The following is a 19697-nucleotide window of genomic DNA, read 5'->3' as shown; positions in this document are numbered from 1 at the left end:
GAAGAGCGTTGGAGCTTTGGCGGAAAGCGCAACCGCGCCGGTGTGCGTCAGCCGTCGGAGGGACTGGTTTGTCCGGAAAAGGGATGCTGCGTGTGGTTGGCGGAAACGTATTCGCGCAGCACCGCGAGGAACTGTTCGGCGCCGCGACTTTGGTAACGCTGCAGATGACGCACGACGGCAATCTCGCGCGTCGGCTCGCTGCCGCTGATGCGCAGGTAAATCAGGGAATCGCGGTCGTCGGGCTGATGGGCGATTTGCGGCAGGATCGAGATGCCGAAGCCCATGGCGACGAAGCGCTTCAACGTGGCGACTTGGGCGCAGCGATAGCCAATGCGGGGCTCGAATTGATGATCGCCGAAAAACACCCGCGTTTGGGCTGCGAGGGAGCTCATGTCGCCGAGCGAGATGAACGTCTCTTCGCTCAGGTCCTCGAGGCTGATCGCAGGCCGCGTGGCGAACGGGTGCTCTTTGCCAACGACGAGCAACAAGGGCTCCGTGAGTAGCGGCTCAATGGAGACGCGATGGTCTTTGACGGGCATGGGGACGACGGCCAGATCGACATCGCCTTCTACCACCGCCTCGATCAGGTCGCGTCTAAAATCCTCCCGGGCATTAACTTGAACATTGGTCAACCGGGTGCGGCAAAGGTCGATCACAGGAGCGACGAGGTAGGGCATGACGGTCTGGACTGCGCCCACATGGATGCGCCGTCCGAGCCCCGGATGATCGCTGAGCTCGCGGGTGGCGTTTTCGACCTCAAACAGGATCCGGCGGGCGCGTTCCAGAAATACGGTTCCGGCCTCCGTCAGCACGGCCTTGCGACCCAGTCGGTGAAACAACTTGTGCCCCACCTCGCGCTCCAGGTTTAGAATTTGCTGGCTGAGCGAAGGTTGGGTTACGTTCGAGCGTTGCGCCGCGCGAGTGAAATTGCCGGTTTCGGCGACAGCAACGAAGTAGCGGAGTTGATGTAGCTCCATAGGCGTTAACGATAGAAGGGATAGGATAACGCGATTTCAACTATTGAAGCACTTCGTGTAGTATCACGGCGTCGACACCAGTCGGTGTTGGCAGAAAGACACACATGAAGAACAACAAACTAGTCCTTGCGGCCATCCCTAGCGTCATCGCTGTCGCCGCCCTCTTGCTTTCCCTCCGTTCCCACCTCGATGCGGATTCCCTGATTGGCTACGCCAGCGTTCTCGCGCTGGTCGGCTTTATCGGACTCGAATATCGCATCGACTGGAAACGGGTCTTCGGCCGCGAATAAGGTCAAAGACGTATTCCTACAACAAGGGGTTCGGAGTGATCCGGGCCCCTTTTTATTTCCCGGCAACGAGCGACACCGATCGCGGGCCGAGACGGAAAACGCGAGGGGCTCCTCGCGTTTTTCCTTTTCCGACGGAAGACGCTCAAGCCACTACCGGCGGCGGCAGCGAGGCTCGGCGCCGGATGAAGGCGGCGAGGACCAGCGAGATGATGGTCCCGAAAATCACACCGACGATGACAGTGAACGCCGCCTGGGCGACGGGATGGAGCATCTTGCGCATGATGCCTTCGGCGGCATCGATCTGAGCCTGGGACATGCCGGCGGACTCCCATTTGTTGATCTCCGTCTGGACGAGGAGGTCGTTGAAGCCGGGGTTGATGAAGTGCATGTAGACGAAGGTCAGGATGGCGCCCGCGATGGCGGAAACGAGCGACGTCATAATCCCTGCGCCCAGCGCACGGCCGTATCCAAAATCCTCATTCACGGGAACCTCGCTGCGCCGCGCGCGGATGGCCAACCCCAGCCCGGCGATGGCGATCAGAAGACCGACGACACTGGCGATCGTCTGGGCCGAACCGACTTTCTCGAGCTCGGTGTGATGGCCGGTGAAGAACAGGATGAGGTTGAGCAAGAACCCGGCGCCCGCGATCCCCAGGCCGTAGGTGAGGTAGGTTTTCATCCGCGGCAGATTAGCAAACGGCCGGCGGAAAACAATCCCGCCCGCGACGGGCGGCGCGGGAGCGGGTTGAGCGGTCGCCTGCGGCGTGCCCGCGAACGCCTATTGGTTGTCGCCGTCCAGCATGCGTCCCAAGCCGCCGAGGACGGAGCCCTCCTCGCGTCCGCCGCGTCCGGTTTGCGGCGCCGCGGCGACGATGCGGCCGGCGAGGCGGGAAAACGGCAGCGATTGCAACCAGATTTTTCCGGGCCCGCGCAGGGTGGCGAAGAAGAGGCCTTCGCCGCCGAAGAGGGCGGATTTGATTCCGCCGACCAGCTGTATGTCGTAGTCGATCGAAGACTGGAAGGCGACGATGCAGCCGGTGTCGACCCGGAGCAGCTCGCCGGGCGCGAGCTGGCGTTCGTAGATCGTGCCGCCCGCGTGCACGAAGGCCCAGCCGTCGCCGGTGAGACGCTGCATGATGAAGCCCTCGCCGCCAAACAAGCCGGCGCCGAGTCGTTTTTGAAAGGCGATGCCGATGCTCACGCCCTTGGCTGCGCAGAGAAACGAATCCTTTTGGGCAATCAGTTCGCCGCCGAGGTCGGCCAGGTGCATCGGGACGATTTTGCCTGGGTAAGGCGCGCCAAACGCGAGCCGCTTTTTTCCGCTGCCGCGGTTTTGAAACACCGTCATGAACAGCGACTCGCCGGTGAGCAGGCGTTTGCCGGCGCCGAGCAGCGCGCCCATGAGCCCGGAGTTCTGCCGGGAGCCGTCGCCGAACACGGTCTCCATCGCGATGCCGTCGTCCATATACATCATCCCGCCGGCTTCGGCGACGACCGCTTCCTGCGGGTCGAGCTCGACTTCGACGAACTGCATGTCGTCGCCGTGGATTTTGTAATCAATGACGTGCATCGAATTCATTGGCGTGAGCATGGGCGGGCAAAAAACGAAATGACAATATTGTCGCGCGGGTGACGTGTGCCGTCAGACGGCAAGCGCCAGCGACTGTTCGCGATGCGCACGCAGGCGGGCGCGAACGGCCGCGGGTTCCCAACGGCGGGCCGGCGGAGCGTAATCGGCCGCCGCGATCAGGAGGAGAAACGCGCTCGCGGCGACGCAGTAAAACGCGAGGGGATGGGCGTTGAACGCCAGCGCCAAGGCGGACACGGCGGCGGAGAAGGCGTTGAAGCGGAGGAGGAGGGAAACGATATTCATGGCGGAGGGATTTGAGTTTGCGATGCTGCAAGAACACAGCCCTCCGCGGAAAGTTGCAGCGCGGTCTCGTCCTGCGCGCTGTCCGGCAAACCGCCGGGAAAATTTTTCAGCGCTTCAACATCGCGCGCACGAGGCGCGCATCGCCGTCGTTGGGCGCGGGCCGGAGTCCGGCGGCGGCGCACAGGAGATTGTAGATATGGACGTTCTCCACCGGATCGACGACCGCGCCGTCGCGACGAAAGGCCGGACCATGCGCAATCAGAATGCCGCGCATCGAGCGTAGCGCGGGATCGTAGCCGTGCTGGCCTTTGGAGAAGCGGTCGCGGAAGCGTTCGAATGTCGCGCGTCGCAGGATATTCCAGCCTGGTTGCGGCAGGATCCAGATCGGAGGATTGCGCGGGTCATGCGGGTCGATGTGGAAACGGCGCGGCAATTCGGTCGCGCGATAAGCGCGTGCGGTTGGCGGGAGTTTTCTCAGCTGCGCCATCACGGCGTCGATACTTGTGCCCGGGAGCGGGCGCAGGCCGGCCACCGATTCGTCGAAATCGATCTGCACGCTTTCGAGATCGAGATAGTCGTCGAAGAGAATCACGCGATCCGGTCCGCAACCGGTCATGCCGTGGTCGGACACGATGACGAGATTGGCGTCGAGACCGAGCGATGCGAGGCGGGCGGCGATTCGCCCCACGCGTTCGTCGAGGAGGCGAATCGCCTCTGCCATCTCAGGAGCGTCGGGACCGAAGCGGTGGCCGTAGGAATTGGTTTCCTCGAGATAGAATGTGACGATGCGCGGGCGTTCGTCGGGTGGCAGGCTGAGCCAGGTCGTGACGTCGTCGAGCCGCCGTTCGAACGGTATCGAGTAGTCGTAACGTTTCCAATACGTCGGTCGCGCGCCGGCGATCTCGGACTCCGAGCCGGGCCAGAAAGCGCACGCACTGAGCAGACCTTGTTTTACGGCGGTGACCCAGATGGGTTCGCCCCGCCACCAGACGTCGTCGCGCGCGACCGGTTGATTATAATGAAAGAACCGTCCGGTCGACGCGTCGAACATGTCGTTGTCGACGATGCCATGGTGCGACGGATACAAGCCCGTCACGATGGAGTAATGGTTGGGAAACGTGTTCGACGGAAACACCGGGATGAGACTGCGGGCGGACACGCCTTCGCGCATCAAGCGGCGGAGATTCGGCGTTTCCCTCGGAAACAAGGTGCAGTAATCCCAACGAAATCCGTCGAGCGAAATCAGGATGAGAGGTGAAGCCGCTCCCGCGGACGAGGAAGCGGCGATGGCGGCCGCCGGGAGGAGCACGGCCAGCCACATCAATCCCAGCACGGCGAGGAAACGACGCTTCATGGTTTCAAAGTAACGAGCGTGGCGCCCCACGCGCCGGAGTGTTCGTCGCCAAGCCGGAACGAATGGACCAACGGATTTCGTCGGAGCAGCGCATGAACGGTGGTGCGCAGCGTCCCGGTGCCTTTTCCGTGAACGATGCGCACCTCGCGAAGGCCCCGTGCGGCGCATTCGGCAAGATACGCCGGAATCAGTTCGCCGAGATCCGCGGGGCGAAACGTGTGCAGGTCGAGCTCGCCCGTGATGGGCAGCGGAACGGGGGCGTCCGATTCGGCCGAGCAGCTCACGCGACCGGCGGTGCCGGAGGAACGGGCGGAGGGGCCGACGGCGCCGGCGAGGACGGATTCGGAGCCGTCGCCGGATCCGAATCGGCGGAAACGTCCGGTGAAACCGGCGTCGGTTCGGTGGACGCCGGAACCGCGGGCGCCGGCGGTTTGGCGGGGGGCGCGAGCGGTTTTGGCCTGTCCGCCACGGCTTCACGCAATGTCGTGCGGAGATCCGGGGTGTCGGGAACCTCGTCGATGGCGCGCTTGATCTCGCGTTCGACTTCGTTGGCCGCCCTTTTGAATTCGCGTAGCGACTTGCCGATGCTCTTCGCGAGTTGCGGCATCTTGTCGCCGCCGAAAAGCAGCAGGACGACCAGCAGCACGAGCATCATTTCCCCGCCGCCGATATCGCCTAGCAGGCCGACAGGAACCGAATAAGAAAACATGGGAAAATCAGAGCCGTAATCGGTGAAAAGGTAAGGGCAAAAGCGTTTTTCGCCGGGACTGCTACTCGATGGAAACAGTGACCGTGAACGTGCCGGTCTCCAGCGGCGGCACCCGCTGCAGGCCGCGTTGATGTCCCGGTGCGTTCGGCGGTCCCATCCACGGCTCCACGCAAAAATACGGCGCCTTTTCGTCGCTCGTCCACGTCACGAAGGTCGCGTCGGCCGGCGGCGTTTTGGCGGTGCCGAGCCGAACCGCGATGCGGCCGCCGCGGCCGCGTTCGGTGACGACGGCTTCGTTGCCCCGCAATTTCGTGTGGAGGGTGTCGATCAGCCCCGGCTCGGCGAGATTCGACTCGAGCGGGACTTTCGGACCGGCGACGAGCTGGCCGGCGCCGTCCTGGCGAAGGTGTTCGCCGGCGGGGATGCGGACGGCGTAGTCGCTGCGCTGCAATCCTTCGCTCCACGGCAAGGTGAAGTAGAAATGGTGTCCGGCCGACCAGGGCAGCGGCACGTTGCCGAGATTCTTCAGATTGAACTCGCAGGTGAAGCCGAGCGGTTCGAAGCGGTAGGTGACAGTGAACTCGTAATCGAACGGATAGGCGGCGCGCGCTTCCTCGTCGGGAATAAATTGGGCCGCAAAACCGCGCGCGTCGCTCCACACCGTCTTGAAAACGCCCTGCCGGGCGAGCCCGTGCATGGGCATCGGCCGGCGGACGCCGTCGTCGGCACGCCAGAAGAAAATTTCACCCTGGTCGAAGACGCGGCCGTTGAAAGGAAACAGGATCGGATTGCCGCCGCGGACCTTGGCGATGTCGGCGAAATCGGCCTGCTCGGGCCAGTAGAGCACGTCCCGCACGGAGCCGTCGCCGTGGGTGACGTGCCAGTTCATCAGGCGCGCGCCACGTTCCGGCAGCGCGAGGAAAGTCGAAGATCCGACGCGCCAGCGCGTCAAAGTCTGGCCCTGGTAGGCGACAGTGTCCATGCGGCTAGCTTTTCCGCGCGAGCGCGCGCGCCAAGTGTTTAATATGGAAACTGCCTGTTCCTTTCGAGCATTCGCCGGCTTGCTCTTGCTGCGTGCGAAGATTCTACTCCGCGGCATGATGCGTGCGTGGCTGCTTTCGCTCCTGTGCCTCGCGTCGGTTGCGGTCGCGGCGGAAGCCGTGGCGCCGTCGCCGACGTCGGCGGAGCCGGCGGCGCAGTCCGCGGTGCCAGCTGAGGGTGCGCGGGTTTTTGTGATTCCGGTGCGCGAGCAGATCGGCTCCGCGGTGCTTTATGTGGTGCGGCGCGGCATCAAGGAGGCGATCGATCTGAAGGCCGACGCGATCGTGCTCGATATGAAGACGCCCGGCGGCGCGCTGGACAAAACCTTCTCGATCATGGAAGCGATCGCCCGGTTTCCCGGAAAGACGATCACCTTTGTGAATACGGAGGCGATCTCCGCGGGGGCGTTCATCTCCGGGATGACCGACGAAATTTGGTTTGCGCCCGACGGCATCATCGGCGCCGCGGCGCCGGTTTCCGTCGGCGGTCAGGAGATCGATGCGACGATGCGGTTAAAGATCGTGAGTTATTTGAAAGCCCGCGTGCGGGCGATGAGTGAAGGCAAGGGCAGCTATCGCGGCGCGGTGATTTCGGCGATGATCGATTCGGCGCAGGAATTGAAGATTGGCGAAACGGTCATCAAGGAGAAGGGCGAGCTGCTTTCGCTCACGGCGAGCGAAGCGGCGAAGACCTATGGCGATCCGCCGCAGGCGCTGCTCTCGGCCGGCACGGCGGCGAACCTGGACGATTTGATCGCGAAGCGTTTCGGCGCGAGTGGAATCGTCGTGTCGCACATGGAGCTGACTTGGTCAGAGGAGCTGGCGGTCTGGCTCACCGCGCTGTCGCCGGTGTTGCTGGGGTTGGGCATGCTCGCGCTGTTTATCGAATTCAAGACGCCGGGCTTCGGTATTTTTGGCATCGTGGGAATCGCGTGCCTCGCGACGGTTTTTCTGGGCAACTACGTTGCCGGGCTGTCGGGGCACGAACCGATGCTGGTGTTTGGCCTCGGGTTGCTGCTGGTGGCGATCGAAGTGTTTTTCATGCCGGGCGTGGCGGTGCTCGCGATCGCGGGCCTCGTGTTGATGTTCGGTTCGGTGGTCTGGTCGATGGCGGACTTGTGGCCGAAGGACGCGGTGCCGGTGGTAGGCGACGCGAATGTATTTGTCCGGCCGTTGCTCAACGTGGCGCTCGGGGTTGCGATCGCGGTGGCCTTGGGAGTGGGCCTGGCGCGTTACCTTCCGCACGGCTGGATCTGGGATCGGCTGGTGCTGGGAACGGCGATCGCAGCGGATGCGAGCGGCGGTGGCTCGGCGATGCGAGAAAGCGATCCGCTGATCGGCGCGCGCGGCGTCGCGGTGAGTGCGCTGCGGCCGGGCGGCCGCGTCGAGATTGACGGCAAGCATTATGAGGCGAGCGTCGCGCTCGGCGACGTCGCGGCGGGCACGCCGATCGTGGTGCGGGGCCGGAGCGATTTCGGTTTGATCGTCGAGAAGGACCACGCATGAGCACGCTGGTTTTTCTTTTCGCGCTCGGGATCGTGTTGATCCTGCTGGAAGTGATCGTGCCCGGCGGCGTGCTGGGCGTGCTCGGCGGCCTGGCGCTTTTGGCGGGCATCGGTTTGGCGTTTTATCAACACGGCGCCAAGGCGGGCGGGCTGGCGACCTTGGTGGCAATCGCCTGTCTCGGACTTTCGCTCTACATCGAGTTCGCGTTGCTGCCGAAAACAGCGATCGGAAAAAAGTTTTTCCTCCGACAATCCATCGACGCCGCCAGCCAACCGCTGCCGGGCGACGCGAGTGTGATCGGCAAGATCGGCGAGGCGGCGACCACGATGGCACCGAGCGGTTATGTGCTGGTGGAGGGCCGGCGCTACGAGGCGAGTTCGCAATCGGGTCTGATCGCCCGGGGCGCGAAAGTGCGCGTGGTCGGCGTGGACAATTTTCATCTGATCGTATCCCAAACTTAATCCCATGAATCTGACTCTGATCTTAATGGTCGTGCTCGGCATTGCCGCGCTCATCATCGTTGGCCTGATCATCTCGTTTTTCAGCGTGTGGTTGCGCGCGCTGCTGGCGGGTGCCCCGGTAAGCATCTTCAATCTCGTCGCCATGCGGCTGCGGCAGGTGCCCTACGGCGTGATCGTCGATGCGCGCATCCGCGCGACGAAAGCCGGCATCAATCTGTCGGTCGACGAAATCGAGGCGCAGTATCTCGCAGGCGGCAATGTGATCGCGTGCGTGCAGGCGCTGATCGCCGCGCAGAAGGCGCGGATCGCGCTTGATTGGTCGCGCGCGTGCGCGATCGACCTCGCGACGAAAGGCTCGGGCAAATCCGTCGAGGAAGCGGTGCGCACGTCGGTGGATCCGAAGGTGATCGATTGCCCGAATCCGGAAGGCGGGCGCGTGACGATCGATGGCGTCGCGAAGGACGGAATCCAGGTGAAAGTGAAAGCACGCGTGACCGTGCGCACGAATCTGGACCGTTTCGTCGGCGGCGCGAAAGAGGACACGATCATCGCGCGCGTGGGCGAGGGCATCGTTTCCACGATCGGTTCGGCCGAAAGCTACAAGTCCGTGCTCGAAAGTCCGGACGCGATTTCGAAGACGGTGTTGCATCGCGGCCTGGATGTCGGAACGGCATTTGAGATTTTGTCGATCGACATCGCGGACGTGGACGTTGGCGAGAACATCGGTGCCAAGCTGCAGGAAGCGCAGGCCGAGGCGAACAAGAGCATCGCTCAGGCGCAGGCGGAAATCCGCCGGGCGGCCGCCGTCGCGGTCGAGCAGGAAATGAAGGCGCGCGTGCAGGAAATGCAGGCCGAGGTCGTGCGGGCGCAGGCGCAGGTGCCGCTCGCGATGGCGGAGGCGTTTCGCTCCGGCCGGCTCGGCGTGATGGATTATTACCGGATGGAGAACGTGCAGGCCGACACGGCCATGCGCGGTTCGATCGCGAAGCCGGAAAAGTAAGCCCCGGTCGCTGTCACAATGAAGTGGATACTGGAGAACTTCGGGCTGGTGGTCGTGCTCGCGCTGGCGGCCTTCTCGCTGCTGCGGACCGTGTTTCGCACGTTACGTGGAGGCGAGGAGGCGGCGCCGAAGCCGGCGCCGACGTTCGATCAGGATCCGGAGGAGGCGGAGCGCACGCGGCGGATCCAGGAGGAGATCCGCCGCAAGATCGCGGAGCGGCAGGGCCGCGTCTTTGAAGAGCGGGAGACGAACACCGTTCCCGTCGGTCGCGAAAATACGCCGCCGTTGATGCCCGTCCCGCAGCCCCCGCCGCTCGATCCGCTCAACGGCCCGATGCGGAGGCTCGTGCGAAAGCTGGAAGAGGCGTCGGAGCGTTCGTTCCCCCAAGCCGACCCGGCGGCGGAGGCGGCCGCGCTGGAACGGCAGCGGAAGCTTGAGCAGGAAATGCGCGCCTTGGAGGCCGCACGCGCCGCCGAACTGCGGCGCGCGGAAGAGGTCGCGCGGCGTCGCGAGCAACGCACTCAATCAGCGACGGGACCGATCGTGGTGGGTCGCCGCGATCTGCGGCAGCAGCTGCGCGATCCCGCGGAGCTGAAGCGGGTGATCCTGTTGCGCGAAGTCCTCGGCCCGCCGGTGGGCTTGAGGTGAAATTGTGGACTAAAGGCTAGAGGCGGAGGCTAGAGGCTAGAGGCGGGGGACGGAGCTGCGGACTGAAGGTTGAGCGCGGGGAGCTTCGCACCAGGGCGCGATCGCTCTCCTTTCAACTTTCAGCCTCAATGCGCTCGCGGGCGCGCTCGCTCACTCGATCTGGAGTTTTTGCGAGCCGGTGAAGCCGGTCGGGTAGCGCTTGCCGTTGACCTCGATCTCGAGCTTTTCCGCGGGATTCACGGCGATGTAGATGGGGCCGGGACGCGCCACGACCTGGGTTTGTCCTGCCGTGAGCGTGCCCTGGAAAAGGATTTCGCCATCGGATTTGTCGGCGTTCTTGCGCCGGACGGTGACGCTCAGACGGTCGAGGGCCACGAGTTTGATCGTGGACTGATTCGCAGAAATCGCGGGAGCAGGGCCCTCGGTATTTTTGGGACGATCGCCCAGCGCGGCGCTGATGAGCGCGATAATGCCCCAGAGAATCAGCGCGGCGACGACGACGATGCCGGCGATCTTGAGGATTTTGAAAACGAGCGCGGGATCGAGATTGCTGACCGCGGCGGCGCGGCGGGGCGCGGCGGGATTGCGGCGTGCAATCGCGGGAGGCGTTTCCTCGCTCGCAGCGACGCTCTCTGTACGTTCGTCCGGCGAGGAGATCGAAACGTCCATGCGGCCGTAGACTTCGCGGCTCGGCTGGCGCGGACGCGACTCGCCGCGACCGAGCGCGGCGTAGTCGTTGAGAATGCGGTCCGCGGGCAGGCGGAGGAATTGCGCGTAGGTGCGCAGAAAACCGCGGACGTAGAGTTCGGTCAGATTGATATCGAACTGGTTGTTTTCGAACCGGCTCAAGTAATCGCCGCGGATCTTGGTGGCCTCAGCCGCTTCGCGAATGGAAATGCCCTTCTTCTTGCGTGCTTCCTCGAGGCGTTCGCCGATCGTCTGCATGGGATTTGGAGTTAGAAGTGGACCACCAGCAAGTCACCACGAAAGACACAAAATAGACGAAAGAAAAATCACCGCGACGGGAGGGGTTTCACGTTTCGGCGGATTTCGTGGCTCACATCAGAGTGAATCGAGATCGACGAGGATTTCGCGCGGGCTGGAGCCGTTTTCCGGACCGACGATGCCTTTTTCTTCCATGATCTCCATGATGCGCGCGGCCCGATTGTAGCCGATGCGGAGTCGACGCTGCAACATGGACGTCGAAGCGCGCTTGGAGGAGCGCAGGACATCGAGCGCCTGGTTGTAGAGATCCTCGTCGTCGCCCAAATCGGAGTCTTCGCCGTCGCCGTCTTCGCCCTCGGAGGCAGCGCGATCGATTTGTTGCTGGACGGACTGGGCGTATTGCGGCGGACCGTTGCGTTTGAGGAATTCGACGAGCTCGATGACTTCCTCGTCGGAGACGAACGCGCCCTGCGCGCGCACGAGCCGCGAGGAACCGGGGGGCGAGAACAACATGTCGCCGCGACCGATCAGCGTATCCGCGCCCTTCGTGTCGAGGATGGTGCGCGAGTCGACTTGGGAGGCGACCTGGAAGGCGATGCGCGAAGGAAGGTTGGCCTTGATGACGCCGGTGATGACGTTCACCGACGGCCGCTGCGTGGCGATGATCAGGTGAATGCCGGCGGCGCGGGCGAGCTGCGCGAGGCGAGCGATGGACGTCTCGATCTCGGCGGGCGCGACCATCATGAGATCGGCGAGCTCGTCGATGATGGCGACGATGTAAGGCAGCCGCTCCGGCACTTCGATGTCGTCCGTGGGCGGATTGATGCCCTCGAGCGACGGCTGCGTTTCGGGTGGCGGGAACTCTTCGGACTTGGCGTTCTTCTTGCGCGAGTTGAAGCCGACGATATTGCGGACATTGCACTTCGCGAAGATCTGGTAGCGCTGTTCCATTTCGGCGAGGAGCCACTTGAGCGCGGCGGGGACCTTCTTCGGCTCCGTGACCACGGGAATCAGCATGTGCGGGAGCGAGTTGAAGACCTTCAACTCGACGACCTTCGGGTCGACCATCAGCAGCCGGACGTTTTTCGGCGACGCGCTGTAGAGAATCGAGGCGACGATGGAGTTAATGCAGACGGATTTGCCGGAGCCGGTCGCGCCGGCGATCAGCAAGTGCGGCATCTTCGTGAGATCGGAAATGAGCGGCTTTCCGGAAACGTCCTTGCCAAGCGCGATCGGGAGCTCGGCGCGGGCGCCGCTCCAGTCGTCGCTCTCGAGGATCTCGCGCATGCCGACGGGCGTGGGATGCTGATTGGGCACCTCGACGCCCACCGCGGCCTTGCCGGGAATCGGCGCGAGGATGCGCACGGACTGCGCGCGCATGCCGAGGGCGATGTTTTTGTCGAGGCCGGCGATCTTCTCGACGCGCACGCCCGGCGCGGGGACGACTTCGTAGCGCGTGATGACGGGACCGACGTGGATCTCGCCGAGCGAAACTTCTACGCCGAATTCGCTGAGGATGCGCAGCAGATTTTCGGCGTTGCGGCGGTGTTCCTCCTCGCTGTTGGCGGCGACGGGCTTCACCTGCTCTTTGAGAATCGTGAGCGGAGGAAACTCGTAATTCTGATCGTCGCCATGTGCGGGCGCAACGGCGGCCTTCGACTTTCGGGTTTCCTCGGGTTTGACGATGTTGAGCTCGAGTTTTCCGGCGGCGACCGCGAGTGGCTTGGTATCCGTGGCGGTGGCGGCCTCGCTGGTTTTCGAGGAAAGCTTGAGCGCGGGGACCTTCGGCTCGGGTTTCGCGGGCGGCGCTTCGATAGCTGTGGCCGCAACGGCCGCGGGTTTCGCGAGGGGCTCGTCGGCCGATTTCGGCAACGTGATTTTCTTGGCGGCGGGGCCGATCGGCGCGGCGGTGGCGGAAGTGGGAGCGGCGGAGGCAGCGGCCTTTTGTTTCGCCTGTTCGGCGCGGGCTTTTTGACGGAGCTCGGCGAGTTCCGCCTTGCGCTTGGCGCGGGCGTCACGCCACGCGTGAAACGCGGAGAGGTAACGCTCCAGCTCGCCGCCGATGTCCTTGGTGAAGATGAAAACAAGGCTGCAGAGATAAATCGTGGAGAGCAGCATCCCCGAGCCGAACGGACCGATGGCGTTTTCCAGCGCGCGTTCGTAAAGCACCGAACCGATGAGTCCGCCGGGGCCTTGCGGGAAATAGGCGCTGGGCGAAAAGCTCGTGAACATCGCGGCGAGCCCGGAGAGCGAGATGAGCGCGATCAGCATCGCCACCAGCCGCGAGGCGGAGAGGCGGCGGGGATTGCGGATCGAAACGTAGAGCATCCAGAACAGGAAAACCGGGATGAGCCACGTGCTGAAACCGAGCGTGTAGAGCGAGCACCAGACGGAATTCGCGCCGAAGACGCCCACGATGTTCGTGGCGGTGGCGTGCGTGCTGTTGAGCGTGACCTGATTCGGGGTGTAATCGACGAGCGCCACCGTGAGGGACGGTCCCAGCACGAAGCAGATGACAGCGGCCAGCCAGTTGGGGCGGTAGCGCGGGGCCTGAAAGGAGGGGCCGCTGTTTGAGTTTGAAGTCTCGGACTTGGGCATTTGTGTGAACCGACCGGAAATAGTTCGGAGTCCACGCTAACCTCCTGACCCGTCAAATGTAAATCTCCCCGCAGGAGCCCGGTCCAAACTTATCCAAATTTTTATGCGAGAGATCCTACGTTTCGAACCGCTGTACCAAGATCGGGTTTGGGGTGGTCGCGTGCTCGAGAGCACGTTTGAGCGCGAGCTTCCGCCGGAGCGTCCGATTGGCGAAAGCTGGGAGATCGTCGACCGCGCCGAGGCGCAGTCCGTGGTGCGCGCGGGCGCCTTGAAAGGAACGTCCCTGCGCGAGCTGATTCGCACGCGGGCCGCGGAGGTGATGGGGCCGAAATGGCCGGCCGAAAAACCGTTTCCGATTCTGGTGAAGTGGCTCGATTGTCGCGAGCGGCTCAGCCTCCAGGTGCACCCGCCGGCATCGGTGGCGCCCGAACTCAAGGGCGAACCGAAAACCGAAAATTGGTACATCGCGCACTCCACGGCGGACGCACACCTGATGGTCGGATTGAAACGCGGCGTGACACGCGAGCAGTTCGAGCGTGCGATCGCGGACAACACGCTGGAGAAATGCATTCACCAGTTTCGGGTCGCCGCGGGCGATTCGATCCTGGTGCACAGCGGACAGGTGCACGCGATCGACGCGGGCAATCTCATCCTCGAAATCCAGCAGAACTCGGACACGACCTATCGCGTTTACGATTGGGGCCGGGTCGGACTCGACGGCAAGCCGCGCCAGCTGCACATCGAGCAGTCGCTGCGTTCGATTCAGTGGGACGATTTCGAACCCGTGCCGGTGCGCGGCGCGCCGACCTCGGGCGTGATCGCGGAGTGCGCGGAATTCACGATTCGCCGCGTGGTGCTCGGCGCGGGCGAGCGGCTGTCGATCGCGGCCGGCGAACAGCCGCGAATCCTGAGTGTAGTGAGCGGATCAGTACGCAGCAGTGCGGACAACGGCTCGGCCAGCCGGGCGCCCTTCGGTCCGACGGTGGCCGCGGGCGAGAACGTCCTGCTGCCGTTTGCCGGTGCGTTCACGTTTTCGGCGGTCAGCACGTCGATCCTGCTCGTCACGGAAAACTTCGTTTGATGCCGCGGACGAGCGCGCCTTGGTCGAAATCCGACGCTCGTGCACGTGCGGGTGGCGTGCTGATGAAGCTCGTGGTGCTGATGGTCGTGCTGTTCGCGGCGTTGGCGCTGGCGTGGATGTTGTTTCTGCCGGTGGTTTTCACCTCGCGGCTCGAGGAGCGAACCGGCTTCCCCGCGACGGTGGGCATGCTCGTTGCGGATCCGTTTCGCGGGGTCGTGGAGGTGCGGGATTTCGTGCTGCGCAATCCTGATTCGTTTTCGACCCGCGAATTCCTGCGGCTGCGGGAGTTTCGCGTCGAGACGGGCTTCGGTGCGTTGTTTTCCGCGCAGCCGACGCTCGATTCCCTCGTGATCGACATGGAGCGCGTGACGCTGGTGCAAGGCGACGCCGGATCGAACTTCGAGCGTTTCGAAAAGGCGGCGCAACGCGGACCCGCGTCGTCGCGCGCGAACGCGGTCACCGCGGCGCCGGCGGGTCGGATCGGCGTCAGGCACCTGCGCGTCAAGCTCGGCGAACTCGTCGCCATCGACGAAAGCGGCCGCGGTGCGCGCCGGGAAACGACGACGATCGGCCTGGACGCGAGCTACACGGACGTGCGCGATCTGGCGGCGCTGCTCGCCACGCCGGAATTGCGGCCGTTGCAGCCGGCGCTGGCCGCGATGGGCGTGTTGTTGCCTGGTGAATTGGGATCGAGTTTGAGCGAAACGGCGGCGGCGGGTGCGGAGATGTTGAAAAATGCGGGTCGTCGCACCGGAGAAGCGGTGAAGGGTTTTTTTGAGACACTTGAAGAAAGCAAAAAGCCGTAGTTTAATCACCGTTTCCTATGCCTGCTGAATCCTCCGAGACCTTTAACCCGCTCCCCACGAATCCGAACGAAACGCCCAACACCGCGGCGAACGCCGCTGCGTCCGAGGCGGCGGTCGCTGGCGAGTTGGCGGCCGCGAAAAAAGAGGCAGCCGACAATTACGACCGCTACCTCCGCGCGGTGGCCGATCTGGAAAATTTCCGGCGTCGCACGGCCCGCGAGAAGGACGATCTCCGGCAGTTTGCCGCGTCCGGCGTGCTCGAGGACTTGTTGCCCATCATGGACAACCTCGGATTGGCGATCAACGCGGCGAAGCAGCCGGGCGCGAATCTGGAGAATCTCACCGGCGGCGTGGAGATGATCCTGACGCAGCTGAAGAATGCGCTCTCGAGCCACGGCTTGAAGGAAATCAATCCGGCCGGCGAGGCTTTCGATGCCAATTTGCACGAGGCGCTCTCGATGAGCCCCAGCTCCGAGATCGCCGATGGGCATGTCGTGACGGTCGTCCGCACGGGCTACTCACTGAACGGACGTTTGCTGCGACCGGCCGCGGTGGTCGTCTCGAGCGGCGCAGCCCAGGAGGCAAACGCCTGATCGGGCGCACCGCATCGTGACCTGTTTGCCGCTCCGACAGCCGGAGCGGCCACCCTCCAGCCATGGCGAAAGAAGACTACTACGAGTTGCTCGGCGTGCAGAAAGGCGCGTCGGAAGAGGAACTGAAGAAAGCTTACCGCAAAAAAGCGGTGCAGTATCATCCGGACAAGAATCCCGGTAACAAGGAGGCGGAGGAGATGTTCAAGAAGATCTCTCACGCCTACGAGGTGCTGAAGGATCCTGAAAAACGCGCGGCTTACGATCGCTATGGTCACGCGGCGTTTGAGGGCGCCGGTGCGGGCATGCCGCGCGGCCCCGGAGGGATGGGCGGCGGCGGTTTTCACGATCCGTTCGACATTTTCCGCGAGGTGTTCGGCCAGCAGGGCGGAATGGGTGGCGGGATTTTCGACGAAATGTTCGGCGGCGGTGGCCGGCGCGGCGGCGGACAGGATGGGGCGGATTTGCGCTACGATCTGGAGATCACGCTTGAAGAAGCCGCACGCGGCGCGGAGCGGGAGATTTCGTTTCGCAAGCACGTCACCTGCGAGCGCTGCGACGGCTCCGGCGCGGAGCCGGGTTCGAAACGGGTAACCTGTCCGACCTGCCGCGGGGCGGGGCAGGTGCGTCGCTCGGGGGGAATCATCACGTTCACGCAAACCTGCCCGACGTGTGGCGGCAGCGGTTCACGGGTTGAAAAACCCTGCACGGCCTGCCGCGGCGAAGGTCGCGTTCTGAAGACGACGAAGCTGAATGTTCGCATTCCCGCCGGCGTCGACAACGGCTCGCGTTTACGCTCCACCGGCAATGGCGAGGCGGGCGTGGCCGGCGGCCAGACCGGCGATCTCTACATCGTGATCTCCGTGAAGGAGCACGAGCTGTTCGAGCGCCAAGGTGACGATCTGTTTTGCGAAATCCCGATCAAGTTCACGTTGGCGAGCCTCGGCGGCACGATTGAGGTGCCGACCTTGTTCGGAAAGGCGTCGTTGAAAATCCCGGTGGGAACGCAGAGCGGGACGACTTTCCGGCTGAGAGATAAAGGCATGCCTTCGCTTCGAGGCGGCGGCCAAGGCGACCAGCTGGTGCGCGTGCACGTCGAAGTGCCGCAGTCGCTGAGCTCGGAGCAGCGGAAGATTCTCGAGGAATTCGCGCGGGTGAGCGGCGACGCCAACGAGCCGACGTCCAAGAGCTTTTTCGAAAAGGCGAAGAAGTTCTTCTAGAATCAACGCAGGTATTGAGACCTCTGCGCAGCGGCGCAGGGGTCGTGCGCCGGTGCACGAATGTCATCGCCAGCCGCGGCTCGCCGCTGATTGTTGGCGGGCTGTATGCGTGTTGTCATTCTTGGTTCCGGACGCGGTTCGAACGCGCAGGCGATATTGGAGGCCCAGCAGAGCGGGCGGCTCGGTCGGGCGAAAGTCGTGCAGATTTTTGCCGACAAAGCCGACGCGGGGATCCTTGCGCTGGGGGAGAAATATGGCGTGCCGGCTTCCTTTCTCGATGCGGCGCCGTTCAAAACCAAGCTCGAAGGCGAGGGCGAGGCGCGCTACATCGCGGCGATCAACGCCTGCGCGCCGGACTTGGTGGTGCTCGCGGGCTTCATGCGGGTGTTGAAGCCGGGATTTCTGAACGCGTTTTCCGGACGGATCATCAACTTGCATCCGAGTTTGTTGCCGAGCTTTCCCGGGCTCGATGGGATCGGTCAGGCGTGGCGCCGCGGCGTGAAGGTGACGGGCTGCACGGTCCATTTCGTCACGCAGGAGGTCGACGGCGGACCGATCCTCGATCAGACGGCGGTTCGTGTGGAGTCTGGCGATTCGCTGGAGACGCTGACCGCGAAAGTGCATGCCGCGGAGCACGAGTTGCTGCCGCGCGTGATCGCGCAACTTAGCGAGCCGCGCGAAGGAGGCCGTTCATGAGCTTGATCGAGGCGAAAGTGGAGGTGTCGCCGGCGCTGGCCGATGCCATCAACGACATCCTGCTCGAGGAGTCCTTCGAGCTCTGGAGCATCGTGGAGGACATCCTGGCGAAACGCGCGTGGTTGGTCGGAATTTTCGAAACAGAAGCGCAGGCGCAGGAGAGTTGGGCGGGCCTACAACCGCTAATCCTGGAGTTGCCAGCGAAGGCGACGTTGGAGCTGAAAACCCTGGCCGAGGCGGAGTGGCGGGATAGCTACAAGGCTCACTTTCACGCCTGGCAATTCGGGCGGTTGCACTGGGTTCCGATCTGGGAACAAGAGACTTTTCAACTTCCCGCGGGCGACGCCGTGCTGTGGCTCGATCCCGGACTGGCCTTTGGGACCGGAAACCACGAGACAACAAGGCTCTGCGTGGAGCGATTGGTGGAAATCGCGACGCGGACGGGCGCAAAGGGGCGCGTGGTCGATGCGGGGTGTGGCTCGGGGATTCTGGCACTTTCGGCGGCGAAACTGGGATTTTCCAATGTGCGCGGCTTCGACAACGATCCGGAAGCGGTGCGCGTGAGCGAAGAAAATGCCGCGCTCAACGGCTTGGAGAAGAGCGTGCGATTCTCCGTGGACGACCTCGTGAGCGGCCTCGCGGGCGTCGAGGCGAATGTCTTGATGGCCAACATCCTCGCGAATGTGCTGATCGAGTTTCGGCGGGTGTTGGTGGCGTCGGTCGCGCCTCAGGGAACACTGATCTTGAGCGGAATTCTCAGCGCGGAACGGGAGCAGGTCATCACGGCCTTTCGAGAAGTCGCGCCGGATTGGAAGTTTACGTCGCAAACGCTGGGGGAGTGGAGCGACGTGGTGCTGACGCGCCCTTGAGGCGCGCTGGAAACGGACGGACATAAAAAAAGGCCGCGTGGTCGCGGCCTTTTTTGTTAAGTCTTGATCAGGAAAACAGATCCGGAGGGGTCCGGTTCATGAAGTCTTCCATGTAGGCGGTGGTGGCCTTGCCTTCGATGAAGACGGGGTCAGCCATAATTGCCTTGTGCAGCGGGATGGTGGTTTTGATGCCGCGGATCAGATATTCGCTGAGCGCGCGGTAGGCCCGCTCCAACGCGGTTTTCCGGGTCGAGCCGAAGCAGATCAGCTTGCCGATCATCGAATCGTAATACGGGGGGATCGTGTAGCCGCTGTAGACATGGGAGTCGACGCGGACGCCGTGGCCGCCGGGCGCGTAATAAAGCCCGATTGTGCCCGGCGAAGGCGCGAAGTTACGTGCGGGGTCCTCGGCGTTGATGCGGCACTCGATCGCGTGCTTGTCGACTTTGATGTCGCCCTGGTCGAAATCGAGCTTCTCGCCGTTCGCGATACGGATTTGCTGCTTGATGATATCAATACCAGTAACTTCCTCGGTCACAGGGTGTTCCACCTGAACGCGAGTATTCATCTCGATGAAGTAAAAGTTGCCCTTGGCATCGACGAGAAATTCGATCGTGCCGGCGTTTTCGTATTCGGCGGCCTCGGCCGCGCGAACGGCGGCCTTACCCATCTTCTTGCGCAGATCGGCCGTAAGAAAGGGTGAGGGAGACTCTTCGATTAGCTTCTGATGGCGGCGCTGCACGGAGCAGTCGCGCTCGCCGAGGTGAACGGTCTTGCCGTGGCCGTCGGCCAGCACCTGAAACTCGATGTGACGGGGCCGCTCGATGTAGCGCTCGATATAGACGGCGCCGTTGCCGAACGCCTTTTCCGCTTCGTTGCGAGCGACGTGGTATTCTTTGGCAAAGGAAACGTCATTGTGAGCGATCCGCATGCCGCGGCCGCCGCCGCCGGCGACCGCCTTGATGATCACTGGGTAGCCGATCTTTCGCGCAACCTTCACGGCGTCGGCCTCGGATTCGACGGGTCCGTCGGAA

Annotated in this window: 22 protein-coding genes (1 of these 22 cut by a window edge); 11 read left to right on the top strand and 11 right to left on the bottom strand. The window is 63.5% G+C overall.

Going from position 1 to position 19697, the window contains the following annotated elements; all coding sequences use genetic code 11:
- Window positions 1-47 precede the first annotated feature (47 nt).
- Window positions 48-977: a LysR family transcriptional regulator gene (locus tag AC6RV7_RS04145; protein ID WP_500092639.1), complete on the bottom strand. Its 930-nt coding sequence runs from the start codon at window positions 975-977 to the stop codon at window positions 48-50.
- A 104-nt stretch (window positions 978-1081) separates the two neighbouring features.
- Between AC6RV7_RS04145 and AC6RV7_RS04140 the strand changes: the two genes are divergently transcribed.
- Window positions 1082-1267 carry a hypothetical protein gene (locus tag AC6RV7_RS04140; protein WP_500092638.1) on the top strand — a complete coding sequence of 62 codons (186 nt, stop codon included), beginning with the start codon at window positions 1082-1084 and terminating at the stop codon, window positions 1265-1267.
- Between the two features lie 142 nt (window positions 1268-1409).
- Here the strand turns inward: AC6RV7_RS04140 and AC6RV7_RS04135 are convergent, their stop codons facing one another.
- The 7 genes from AC6RV7_RS04135 to AC6RV7_RS04105 form a co-directional block, all read right to left on the bottom strand.
- Window positions 1410-1946, bottom strand: coding sequence for a DUF4199 domain-containing protein (locus AC6RV7_RS04135; RefSeq protein ID WP_500092637.1), 537 nt, complete (start codon window positions 1944-1946; stop codon window positions 1410-1412).
- 99 nt (window positions 1947-2045) lie between these two features.
- Entirely contained in the window at window positions 2046-2846 is an 801-nt protein-coding gene (locus AC6RV7_RS04130; protein WP_500092636.1) for a TIGR00266 family protein, read from the bottom strand.
- A gap of 63 nt (window positions 2847-2909) precedes the next feature.
- A complete protein-coding gene (locus tag AC6RV7_RS04125; RefSeq protein ID WP_500092635.1) occupies window positions 2910-3140 on the bottom strand; it encodes a hypothetical protein in 231 nt (76 codons plus the stop codon).
- A 106-nt stretch (window positions 3141-3246) separates the two neighbouring features.
- Window positions 3247-4494 (bottom strand): alkaline phosphatase family protein, encoded by a 1248-nt coding sequence (locus AC6RV7_RS04120; protein ID WP_500092634.1) that lies wholly within the window; start codon window positions 4492-4494, stop codon window positions 3247-3249.
- Window positions 4491-4778, bottom strand: a complete 288-nt coding sequence (locus AC6RV7_RS04115; RefSeq protein ID WP_500092633.1) for a Smr/MutS family protein — start codon at window positions 4776-4778, stop codon at window positions 4491-4493. The genes AC6RV7_RS04120 and AC6RV7_RS04115 overlap by 4 nt, the downstream gene beginning before the upstream one ends.
- Window positions 4775-5203 carry a twin-arginine translocase TatA/TatE family subunit gene (gene tatA / locus AC6RV7_RS04110; protein ID WP_500092632.1) on the bottom strand — a complete coding sequence of 143 codons (429 nt, stop codon included), beginning with the start codon at window positions 5201-5203 and terminating at the stop codon, window positions 4775-4777. The genes AC6RV7_RS04115 and tatA overlap by 4 nt, the downstream gene beginning before the upstream one ends.
- A gap of 61 nt (window positions 5204-5264) precedes the next feature.
- Window positions 5265-6185 (bottom strand): aldose epimerase family protein, encoded by a 921-nt coding sequence (locus tag AC6RV7_RS04105; RefSeq protein WP_500092631.1) that lies wholly within the window; start codon window positions 6183-6185, stop codon window positions 5265-5267.
- A 79-nt stretch (window positions 6186-6264) separates the two neighbouring features.
- On the opposite strand from AC6RV7_RS04105, the gene AC6RV7_RS04100 reads away from it, so the two are divergent.
- From AC6RV7_RS04100 to AC6RV7_RS04085, 4 genes are read left to right on the top strand one after another with little or no spacing between them, the layout of a single operon-like run.
- Window positions 6265-7749, top strand: a complete 1485-nt coding sequence (locus AC6RV7_RS04100) for an NfeD family protein (RefSeq protein ID WP_500092630.1) — start codon at window positions 6265-6267, stop codon at window positions 7747-7749.
- Window positions 7746-8210: an NfeD family protein gene (locus AC6RV7_RS04095; protein WP_500092629.1), complete on the top strand. Its 465-nt coding sequence runs from the start codon at window positions 7746-7748 to the stop codon at window positions 8208-8210. Before AC6RV7_RS04100 ends, AC6RV7_RS04095 begins: the two co-directional genes overlap by 4 nt.
- 4 nt (window positions 8211-8214) lie before the next feature.
- A complete protein-coding gene (gene floA, locus AC6RV7_RS04090; RefSeq protein ID WP_500092628.1) occupies window positions 8215-9210 on the top strand; it encodes a flotillin-like protein FloA in 996 nt (331 codons plus the stop codon).
- 18 nt (window positions 9211-9228) lie between these two features.
- Window positions 9229-9858 carry a hypothetical protein gene (locus tag AC6RV7_RS04085; RefSeq protein ID WP_500092627.1) on the top strand — a complete coding sequence of 210 codons (630 nt, stop codon included), beginning with the start codon at window positions 9229-9231 and terminating at the stop codon, window positions 9856-9858.
- Window positions 9859-10008: 150 nt separating this feature from the next.
- On the opposite strand, the gene AC6RV7_RS04080 is transcribed toward AC6RV7_RS04085, so the two are convergent.
- Window positions 10009-10803 carry a helix-turn-helix domain-containing protein gene (locus AC6RV7_RS04080; protein ID WP_500092626.1) on the bottom strand — a complete coding sequence of 265 codons (795 nt, stop codon included), beginning with the start codon at window positions 10801-10803 and terminating at the stop codon, window positions 10009-10011.
- A 117-nt stretch (window positions 10804-10920) separates the two neighbouring features.
- The gene (locus tag AC6RV7_RS04075) at window positions 10921-13401 is read right to left on the bottom strand and encodes a DNA translocase FtsK (protein WP_500092625.1); all 2481 of its coding nucleotides are present in this window, start codon (window positions 13399-13401) and stop codon (window positions 10921-10923) included.
- A 103-nt stretch (window positions 13402-13504) separates the two neighbouring features.
- On the opposite strand from AC6RV7_RS04075, the gene AC6RV7_RS04070 reads away from it, so the two are divergent.
- The 6 genes from AC6RV7_RS04070 (at window position 13505) to AC6RV7_RS04045 (ending at window position 18663) form a co-directional block, all read left to right on the top strand.
- Complete coding sequence (locus AC6RV7_RS04070) at window positions 13505-14482, top strand: type I phosphomannose isomerase catalytic subunit (protein WP_500092624.1); 978 nt, start codon at window positions 13505-13507, stop codon at window positions 14480-14482.
- A complete protein-coding gene (locus AC6RV7_RS04065; RefSeq protein WP_500092623.1) occupies window positions 14482-15288 on the top strand; it encodes a hypothetical protein in 807 nt (268 codons plus the stop codon). The genes AC6RV7_RS04070 and AC6RV7_RS04065 overlap by 1 nt, the downstream gene beginning before the upstream one ends.
- Before the next feature lie 17 nt (window positions 15289-15305).
- Window positions 15306-15881: a nucleotide exchange factor GrpE gene (locus AC6RV7_RS04060; protein ID WP_500092622.1), complete on the top strand. Its 576-nt coding sequence runs from the start codon at window positions 15306-15308 to the stop codon at window positions 15879-15881.
- Window positions 15882-15943: 62 nt separating this feature from the next.
- A complete protein-coding gene (gene dnaJ / locus AC6RV7_RS04055; protein WP_500092621.1) occupies window positions 15944-17098 on the top strand; it encodes a molecular chaperone DnaJ in 1155 nt (384 codons plus the stop codon).
- 105 nt (window positions 17099-17203) lie between these two features.
- Window positions 17204-17794: a phosphoribosylglycinamide formyltransferase gene (gene purN, locus AC6RV7_RS04050; RefSeq protein ID WP_500092620.1), complete on the top strand. Its 591-nt coding sequence runs from the start codon at window positions 17204-17206 to the stop codon at window positions 17792-17794.
- Window positions 17791-18663 carry a 50S ribosomal protein L11 methyltransferase gene (locus tag AC6RV7_RS04045; RefSeq protein WP_500092619.1) on the top strand — a complete coding sequence of 291 codons (873 nt, stop codon included), beginning with the start codon at window positions 17791-17793 and terminating at the stop codon, window positions 18661-18663. Before purN ends, AC6RV7_RS04045 begins: the two co-directional genes overlap by 4 nt.
- Window positions 18664-18730: 67 nt before the next feature.
- Here the strand turns inward: AC6RV7_RS04045 and accC are convergent, their stop codons facing one another.
- Window positions 18731-19697 carry the 3' portion of an acetyl-CoA carboxylase biotin carboxylase subunit gene (gene accC, locus AC6RV7_RS04040; protein WP_500092618.1) on the bottom strand. 398 nt of this gene lie beyond the right edge of the window, so only the last 967 of its 1365 coding nucleotides appear in the window; the start codon falls outside the window, past its right edge; its stop codon occupies window positions 18731-18733.

The organism is Opitutus sp. sgz309028, assembly GCF_059821195.1.
Note: the sequence above shows the minus strand (reverse complement) of the source record. Positions and strands in the feature narration are given on the sequence as shown.

Excerpts from the sequence above, each read along its gene's own strand:
- AC6RV7_RS04145 (WP_500092639.1), bottom strand. The coding sequence starts at position 977 with ATGGAGCTACATCAACTCCGCTACTTCGTTGCTGTCGCCGAAACCGGC.
- AC6RV7_RS04140 (WP_500092638.1), top strand. The coding sequence starts at position 1,082 with ATGAAGAACAACAAACTAGTCCTTGCGGCCATCCCTAGCGTCATCGCT.
- AC6RV7_RS04135 (WP_500092637.1), bottom strand. The coding sequence starts at position 1,946 with ATGAAAACCTACCTCACCTACGGCCTGGGGATCGCGGGCGCCGGGTTC.
- AC6RV7_RS04130 (WP_500092636.1), bottom strand. The coding sequence starts at position 2,846 with ATGAATTCGATGCACGTCATTGATTACAAAATCCACGGCGACGACATG.
- AC6RV7_RS04125 (WP_500092635.1), bottom strand. The coding sequence starts at position 3,140 with ATGAATATCGTTTCCCTCCTCCTCCGCTTCAACGCCTTCTCCGCCGCC.
- AC6RV7_RS04120 (WP_500092634.1), bottom strand. The coding sequence starts at position 4,494 with ATGAAGCGTCGTTTCCTCGCCGTGCTGGGATTGATGTGGCTGGCCGTG.
- tatA (WP_500092632.1), bottom strand. The coding sequence starts at position 5,203 with ATGTTTTCTTATTCGGTTCCTGTCGGCCTGCTAGGCGATATCGGCGGC.
- AC6RV7_RS04105 (WP_500092631.1), bottom strand. The coding sequence starts at position 6,185 with ATGGACACTGTCGCCTACCAGGGCCAGACTTTGACGCGCTGGCGCGTC.
- AC6RV7_RS04095 (WP_500092629.1), top strand. The coding sequence starts at position 7,746 with ATGAGCACGCTGGTTTTTCTTTTCGCGCTCGGGATCGTGTTGATCCTG.
- floA (WP_500092628.1), top strand. The coding sequence starts at position 8,215 with ATGAATCTGACTCTGATCTTAATGGTCGTGCTCGGCATTGCCGCGCTC.
- AC6RV7_RS04085 (WP_500092627.1), top strand. The coding sequence starts at position 9,229 with ATGAAGTGGATACTGGAGAACTTCGGGCTGGTGGTCGTGCTCGCGCTG.
- AC6RV7_RS04080 (WP_500092626.1), bottom strand. The coding sequence starts at position 10,803 with ATGCAGACGATCGGCGAACGCCTCGAGGAAGCACGCAAGAAGAAGGGC.
- AC6RV7_RS04075 (WP_500092625.1), bottom strand. The coding sequence starts at position 13,401 with ATGCCCAAGTCCGAGACTTCAAACTCAAACAGCGGCCCCTCCTTTCAG.
- AC6RV7_RS04070 (WP_500092624.1), top strand. The coding sequence starts at position 13,505 with ATGCGAGAGATCCTACGTTTCGAACCGCTGTACCAAGATCGGGTTTGG.
- AC6RV7_RS04065 (WP_500092623.1), top strand. The coding sequence starts at position 14,482 with ATGCCGCGGACGAGCGCGCCTTGGTCGAAATCCGACGCTCGTGCACGT.
- AC6RV7_RS04060 (WP_500092622.1), top strand. The coding sequence starts at position 15,306 with ATGCCTGCTGAATCCTCCGAGACCTTTAACCCGCTCCCCACGAATCCG.
- dnaJ (WP_500092621.1), top strand. The coding sequence starts at position 15,944 with ATGGCGAAAGAAGACTACTACGAGTTGCTCGGCGTGCAGAAAGGCGCG.
- purN (WP_500092620.1), top strand. The coding sequence starts at position 17,204 with ATGCGTGTTGTCATTCTTGGTTCCGGACGCGGTTCGAACGCGCAGGCG.
- AC6RV7_RS04045 (WP_500092619.1), top strand. The coding sequence starts at position 17,791 with ATGAGCTTGATCGAGGCGAAAGTGGAGGTGTCGCCGGCGCTGGCCGAT.